Annotated in this window: 5 protein-coding genes; 1 reads left to right on the plus strand and 4 read right to left on the minus strand. The window is 49.4% G+C overall.

The window, feature by feature from the left end; translation table 11 throughout:
• Nucleotides 1–137 precede the first annotated feature (137 nt).
• A complete protein-coding gene (locus NG833_RS27995; RefSeq protein ID WP_254568549.1) occupies nucleotides 138–1,703 on the minus strand; it encodes an FAD-dependent oxidoreductase in 1,566 nt (521 codons plus the stop codon).
• A 460-nt stretch (nucleotides 1,704–2,163) separates the two neighbouring features.
• Between NG833_RS27995 and NG833_RS28000 the strand changes: the two genes are divergently transcribed.
• Complete coding sequence (locus NG833_RS28000) at nucleotides 2,164–2,847, plus strand: response regulator transcription factor (protein WP_254568550.1); 684 nt, start codon at nucleotides 2,164–2,166, stop codon at nucleotides 2,845–2,847.
• Nucleotides 2,848–3,190: 343 nt separating this feature from the next.
• On the opposite strand, the gene NG833_RS28005 is transcribed toward NG833_RS28000, so the two are convergent.
• The 3 genes from NG833_RS28005 to NG833_RS28015 all read right to left on the minus strand — a co-directional run bounded on the left by NG833_RS28005 (nucleotide 3,191) and on the right by NG833_RS28015 (nucleotide 6,425).
• On the minus strand, nucleotides 3,191–3,934 hold the full coding sequence (locus NG833_RS28005; protein ID WP_254568551.1) for a PHP domain-containing protein: 744 nt from the start codon (nucleotides 3,932–3,934) through the stop codon (nucleotides 3,191–3,193).
• A gap of 909 nt (nucleotides 3,935–4,843) precedes the next feature.
• Nucleotides 4,844–5,977, minus strand: coding sequence for a HetZ-related protein (locus NG833_RS28010; protein ID WP_375293971.1), 1,134 nt, complete (start codon nucleotides 5,975–5,977; stop codon nucleotides 4,844–4,846).
• 304 nt (nucleotides 5,978–6,281) lie between these two features.
• Nucleotides 6,282–6,425, minus strand: coding sequence for a hypothetical protein (locus NG833_RS28015; RefSeq protein ID WP_254568553.1), 144 nt, complete (start codon nucleotides 6,423–6,425; stop codon nucleotides 6,282–6,284).
• Nucleotides 6,426–6,986: the final 561 nt, after the last annotated feature.

Raw genomic sequence — 6,986 nt, forward strand, 5'->3', positions numbered from 1 at the left:
ACTCCAAAAAATAAAATACCCAAAAACCCACACCCTCAAGGGTGGGGCTATACGGACGAAGCCCGCCTGCGCGGGCTAAGAACGTCTTTTTAGTTCCTTAAGCATCGCATTTGGGTGATTTATTTGTTGCAATACCCTTAGGCGATCGCCGATTCAAATTGTTGCAATTGAGCCAGATCCGGTGCCGAAGTTTTCCCGAAAATGGGCGGTAATTCTCCCACATTAACCAGAACCGAACGCACCTCTTGATTAGAAATATCCGCCAGGGTTCGATTACTTAACAATGCTAAGGTTGCCGCAATGCCTAATCCATGACCCACTGCCGCATTGTATTCCACAATTCGTCCCGCTGCGGAAGCAAATCCCTCAAAACCAGAAGCGGGACTAACAACCGCTAAATTCCGCACAGATTTCAACTGCGCGTGACGGATGCCGACATTAAAAATTGGCTTACTAAACAGGGTACTGACAAACCCATTGGCGAGGGCTTTATTGCCAATGCCAGGAATTCCACCGCGCACATCAAAATGATAGGCAAAGGTTGCTAATGCCTCAGATTTGGGAACGCCACCGGCTAACATTTCCGCACCGCTTAAAGGCTCGATCGCCTCGGTGATATTTCCCGCGTGTCGGATGTACAATTCCGAGGCAGGGGTTACCTTTTTCGCCCCAATACTCTTAAACCATTGCTCAACAAATTTCATCTCCTCCAACATTGCCGGAGTCGGTTTCCCGCCATTGTTAGCCAGAGTCTCCGCTTCGCTGCCGGTAACTGCAATCATCAACGCATTCCAAGAGAGGCGATCGCCAGATAAAATTGCCACATTTCCTCGGTCTAAAATTGCCCCACTGTCATACAGGGATAACTTTTTACCTCGGAACGAATGATAGGCAATGGATAACGCATTACAGCGAATATCAATATAATCTTTCCCCGCCCACAAGGTTTTTAAATTCCCGTGGGAATCCACCAACTCCTGCCGCAATAATTCAGCTTGGCGCTCATCAAATCCTGCCGCAGACTTGAGGAAATTCTGCGCTTCCGTATCTGCTAAATTTCTAAACCGTTTCAGATAGATTAATTCTATCTCTTTCAGGCGCTGAATACTCAGTCCTTCGGTTTCAAACACCAACGTCACCGGCAGTTCAGAATCCGGTAACCCAAAAGTTCCAAATCCTTGAGACTTTTTCGCCCCTGCCGCTTGTGCGAGTTCCGCATTCACGGTAGAATCAATAAATTGTTTGGCTGTATAAGTTTCACCGCGACTGGTGAGAATACTGGTCAAATTAGGACCAGATTTAACCACCGATGCGATTTTTACCTCGCTGAGAATCGCCACCCCGGCTTCTCGAAGCATCTCCCTCAAAGCCCGATCGCCCTTGTCAGGGTCAAGAGCAATTTGCACCACCCCCGCCCGTTTTAAAAACTCCTGATACAGAGCAGAAGGCGCACCAAATGTATTCAGATTCAGAGAGGTTTGAAGCTGCCGATCAATCTGTGAGCGATCGAGATAAGATAATTTCCCACGAATCAAATGACCGCCAATGCCTTCTCCAGCATTTGCCTTAGACATTAACAACATCTTGGGATACTTTTTCGTCTGACGGCGATACTCTCTCGCTGCCGCTACCATCGCCAAAACGCCGGGTACTTCATCCCCAAATCCGATGATATCGTAATACCGTTCTTGTTTATTATTCATAATGTGCGCTCTCGATCGCAAAAAGTGGTAAACGCCGGTACAACCCGACAGAGATTATTCCCTATACCTTCGCTAACACCGTTCATCCGGAGGCACAGAACCCAAAGAAAATCCCTCTAATGTTCGTAGTAACGACTTCAGTCGTTCTCCTCTTTTGTTCGTAGTAACGACTTCAGTCGTTATCCTCTTTTGTTCGTAGTAACGACTTCAGTCGTTATCCTCTTTTGTTCGTAGGTCTGTAAAAACCCGCAGGCTGAAGCCTGGGGCTATACGGACGAAGCCCGCCTGCGCGGGCTAAAGAGCGAAAACCGACTTTTAACAACCGGATTTGGTATCAGTCGTTTCCCCTCCCCAACCCAATCCCCACCCCCCTAAAACCCCACAATCCCAACCCTCGCCGCCAATCTGACCCCAAATTTCGCTAAAGTTAAAAGCAGTAACCTCTTTAGGAGATTTCAGGATGTCAGCTCAACTCCTCCTTGTCGATGATGAACCCGGATTACGGGAAGCGGTGCAAGCCTATCTGGAAGATGAAGGATTTTCCGTCCAGGTGGCGAGTAATGCCAATGATGGATGGGATTTGCTGCAACAGCAACATCCGGATTTAGTGATTACAGACTTGATGATGCCTCAAGTCGATGGATTTGAGTTTCTCAAGCGGATGAGAGAAGACCCCCGATTTAAAGTGATGCCGGTGATATTTTTAACCGCCAGAGGGATGACAGGCGATCGCATCCAAGGCTATCAAGCCGGTTGTGATGCCTATCTCTCCAAACCCTTTGACCCCGATGAATTAGTGGCGATCGTCCGCAACCTGTTAGATCGTCGCGCCGCTGCCAGTGGAGAGGGAGAAGCCCCAGATTTAGCTTCCTTAGCCCGGGAAATTGGGGAAATTAAGTCTATGTTATCGGGACGGCATTCCATTGCCCAAACCCCACCCCCCATCAAAATTGACCTCACCCCTCGCGAACAAAGTGTTTTGGATTTAGTCGCCAAGGGACTGATGAACAAGGAAATCGCCCGCAATCTCGATACCAGCGTCCGCAATGTTGAAAAATATGTCAGCCGTTTGTTTAGCAAAACCGGCACCAACAGCCGCACCGAATTAGTGCGGTATGCTCTGGAACATGGTCTGACCGAATAGGGACCAATGGGTCGTTGCCGGTGATTGACTTCAACCCTAGGAATCACCATCGGCGATCGGCCAAAGATTAAGAAAAGTTACATTTCTTTAAAAACTGGTCATAATTTCTCATTTTGCCGAAAATTTTTGCTAACGTTTGAGCCATTACTTCAACAAACAATAAGAAAAAAGACCTAAAACTTATGAAAGTTGCACAAATTTCCTCACCTTTGGGACAAGTCTTAATGATGGCCGCGTTAATGATTTTGATGAGTTTGGGGACAATGGCTGTTGTTGTGTTAGCCGGTGGGTTCTGAGGCAGAGAACAGGAGGATTCTCTGCCTGGGTGCTTCTCTTGATTGGATCACAGACGTAAGAGCAAATTAGAGCCGTGGGTATCGGTGCCACAGGTATTTAATAATCCGTAGGTGGCACCTAACTCATAAACTTTGGCGGTTTGTTTGGGGCTGGGTTTCCAGGGGTTGGGGTTTTTGTAGGCATAATAGGTTTCGATGCCATCAATGCCCAAAGAGGCGGCTGCGGGAATCAGGTCCTCGGGCGATCGCTTGGCATACCGCGCCGGGTGAGCTAAAACCGCCAATCCACCGGCAGCTTGAATGGCCTGAATCACTTCACCGGCTTGATAATCGGGACCCTTGACCACGTGACTTTGAAGATAGGGTTGCATCCGAGGATGTTCTGGATTGAAGGCATACCCCAGAATATGAACCTCCGCATCCAGGAGACTCGCATTAATTTCGACCCCAGTCCAGAGTTGGGGGGCTTGAGGCAGTTCAGCAACGGTTCTGTCACTTTGATATAAAGGGGAGTGGTCGATCCACCATTCATCTAACCAGCGTTGAGCGGCGTAGTAGCCTTTGACACTTTGATGATCCGTAATTGCCAGCCCTTTGAGACCAATGCAGATAGCTTGTTCCATCACTTCTTCCGGGCGTAACTTGCCATCGGAACAGACGGTATGGAGATGAAAATTATAAGCAGTCGGGCAACTATCAGCGTCGATCGCCTGAAACACGCGACCTAGTGCCGCTTTGTTCTGGGCGGCAGGCTGAGTTGAAATAGACTGTTGAGAGACTAAGAGCGTCATAACTACCTCGTAAATTGGTCAAGACTTACGCAATATTTGAGTTCAAGTCCTCAATGTAGGGTTGATTCGCGAATCAACCCTACATTGAGATGAAATGCGTAAGTCCTGTTGGTGAGTGTTTGGGTTGAACATCAACACACCCTGAAAAGGCCAGGGTTGACGGCAAAACGTCACCTTCGGCAGTTCATCTCGATGTCGGCATCTAGGGTCGGCGATCGGAAGGGAAGGGCGATATAGTCCTGAACCCGGAGCACTCGCAACGAACGCTTATGAATTTAGAAGTCGATCTTGACGAGCGCGAGAATTTGCTTTACATATTTTAACAGTCTGAATCGAGTCATCACCAAAAAATTAAAAAATGATTAAATATGTCAGGGAAAAGCCTGAATTATGAATCGACAATTAACCACAGACGACGGATGAAAGCGGAAAGATTCAACCCAAATCCCTGGGTTTAGCAAGGTCCAATAGGTATAAATTCCGGGGATAAGAAACCGGGTTTCTGGCCCTAATTTGTGGCGAATTGGCCTAACTTTTCTCAAGAAACCGGGGTTATAAACGATATTCTTCGTAAAAACCCGCACCCTCAAGGGTGGGGCTATACGGACGAAGCCCGCCTGCGCGGGCTCAAGAGAAAACTGGGTTTTGACAACCGAATTTGGGATGACCTAAACCGGAGAAACTCCACAAAAATAACCAAGCTAGGGGCTTGGTTATCCAGGGAATATGCTCGGGGAGTCGAGGGACCGGATCCCTATTGAGCCTAAAACGGGACCGAGAAATTGGGAAGGGGGGGGAAACAGAGGCGGCAGTCGGAGGGTGTCTGCCGGTCCCCCACCTGTGAATTGAGCGATCGCTCGTGAACAGAGACCGATGATTCGGGAACCTAGTAATGATTAGCACAGGGAATCACTTCTCCTGAGATTCAGTATTACGAGATTGCCACGCTTTTTCCAGAAGTGCCGACCACCGCTTTTGGACCTGTTTGGGAGTGCATTTAATCTCTTGGGCAATTTCAGCATCACTGGCCCCAGAGCGCTTCAGTTTTAAAAGCTGTTGCTGTTCTTCGGAAAGGTCTCCGAGGAAATTATCCCACTGCTGCAAGGGCATTCCCAGATTTTGATCCAAGTCGGCACCGAGCCATTGATGGACCAGTTTCCAATGTCCAGAACGAGCGAACTTTTCGACATGATACTTGAACCGTTGTTGTAGGTAATCCCGCTGACGTGCGCTCAGACCAAGGATTTCATCGATTTCCGGGGCGGCTAAATCTTGCAGTTTCAGGACCAAGTAATCGATACAGTCCGATTGACCTTGAGACTCCAGATATTGAATCAACTCAGCAATCACGCGATCGCGCAACACTGCCTCCGCTGGGTCCACCATCTCAGCAATCATTTTTTCCCGAACCTGCTGTGCTGCATAAGAGCGACTTTGAACCTCAGCATCTTCACCCTTGGGAAACTCGATCGCCTGTTCGATATCCACCAGAGTTTCCGGGGGTTGACCTTGGGCGAACCCTTGAGCACGCAGCACAATCAGTTGTTGATTGTAGCGACCTGGGAGGGTAATCCGACGCTTGGCGTAATGTTCCGTAAAGGCCATATACTCTGCCAGTTCTAACTGAGTCCGAGGGGTGTAGGTTAAGGGCATTTCATGTTCCCGACGGAAGGCCCGCAGCACCTCAATATAGAACCCTTGCAAGAAATCTTCGATTAAGGTGTATCGTGCTTGGAAGCTCAGACGAGAGTGCAGGTGAGCAACATGACGGTAAACCATCGAGCTGAGTTGAGCATGGAGGTCCACCCGACCTTGCCGAGAACCGAGCTTGTAGTAATGGAGAGACTTTTGTAAGCGATGGCGCGCCAGAGTAATTTGCCAGGAGCGCACTTCACCAGAATTTTGAATCCGATTACTCTTTTTGCAAATCCGTTCTACCTCTTTGGCAATCCGTAGGGCTACGTCTTGGGCGCTTTTCGAGCCGCTTTTGAGCTTTTGGCTGAGTTCATCAAGGATTTGCTCACTCAACTGTTCCGTGTCCATTCCCAGGATCAGGATGGGTTCTTCGGTGGGGTCTCCTGATTGGCTCTCCACTTGAGGAGTGCCTGCGGTCATCTGCGGAGTAGCAGGAACTTGAGCATCGTTTTTCCGGGAATTGGACGAGTTGGCTAGTTTAACGTTCATGAGTTTTGCCTCGGGTAACGCACCGGACTAAAGAACCGCAGACATTGGGGGAAAGGAGGAGAGGGTCGCTTGTCGGTTGAGCCTCTTGCTTTGCTCCCTGCGCTGTCTACACTTAGACTGTCCCAAGATTGAGCGGACTTTGGTGGGGAGAAGATCCCTCTTTCTAAACCGGCATACTGCTGCAACGGGACAGGATGCACCACTGTCTGTTCTTTTCCGGTTGCGATCGCCATAAGGCTAAGGTTTTACGGGTGGACGGTCGAGAAAGTGGTTGATTCCATCCACTCCGCATTGACAACTGGCACATAGGTATCATTTAAAACTTGGATATCAAATCTCCGTGATCCTCTTCGTTTGAGAACTCGGTTCATCCGGATCCAATGGTTGGCAATGTTTAAAAGATCACCCGTTTGGATGGTTAAGGGCAAAACCCGCAGGCTGAAGCCTGGGGCTATACGGACGAAGCCTGCCTCCGCAGGCTGAAGAGGTAGGTGCCCGCAGGCTGAAGCCTGGGGCTATACGGACGAAGCCTGCCTCCGCAGGCTGAAGAGGTGCCCGCAGGCTGAAGAGGTGCCCGCAGGCTGAAGCCTGGGGCTATACGGACGAAGCCTGCCTCCGCAGGCTGAAGAGTAAAATAAGTTTTTTATGATCGGATTGGGTATGAGGGCGTCGGTGGTGGGGTGCTAAAAAAAACCTGCCTGCGATCGCAGACAGGTCAAAAATTCAAGTTTTCTTAGCCCGCGCAGGCGGGCTTTGTCCGTATAGCTCCAGGCTTCAGCCTGCGAGGCTGTTCTTTTCTTAGCCCGCGCAGGCGGGCTTTGTCCGTATAGCTCCAGGCTTCAGCCTGCGAGGCTGTTCTTTTCTTAGC

This window comes from Oscillatoria sp. HE19RPO, assembly GCF_024220515.1.
Lineage (GTDB): Bacteria > Cyanobacteriota > Cyanobacteriia > Cyanobacteriales > Laspinemataceae > Laspinema.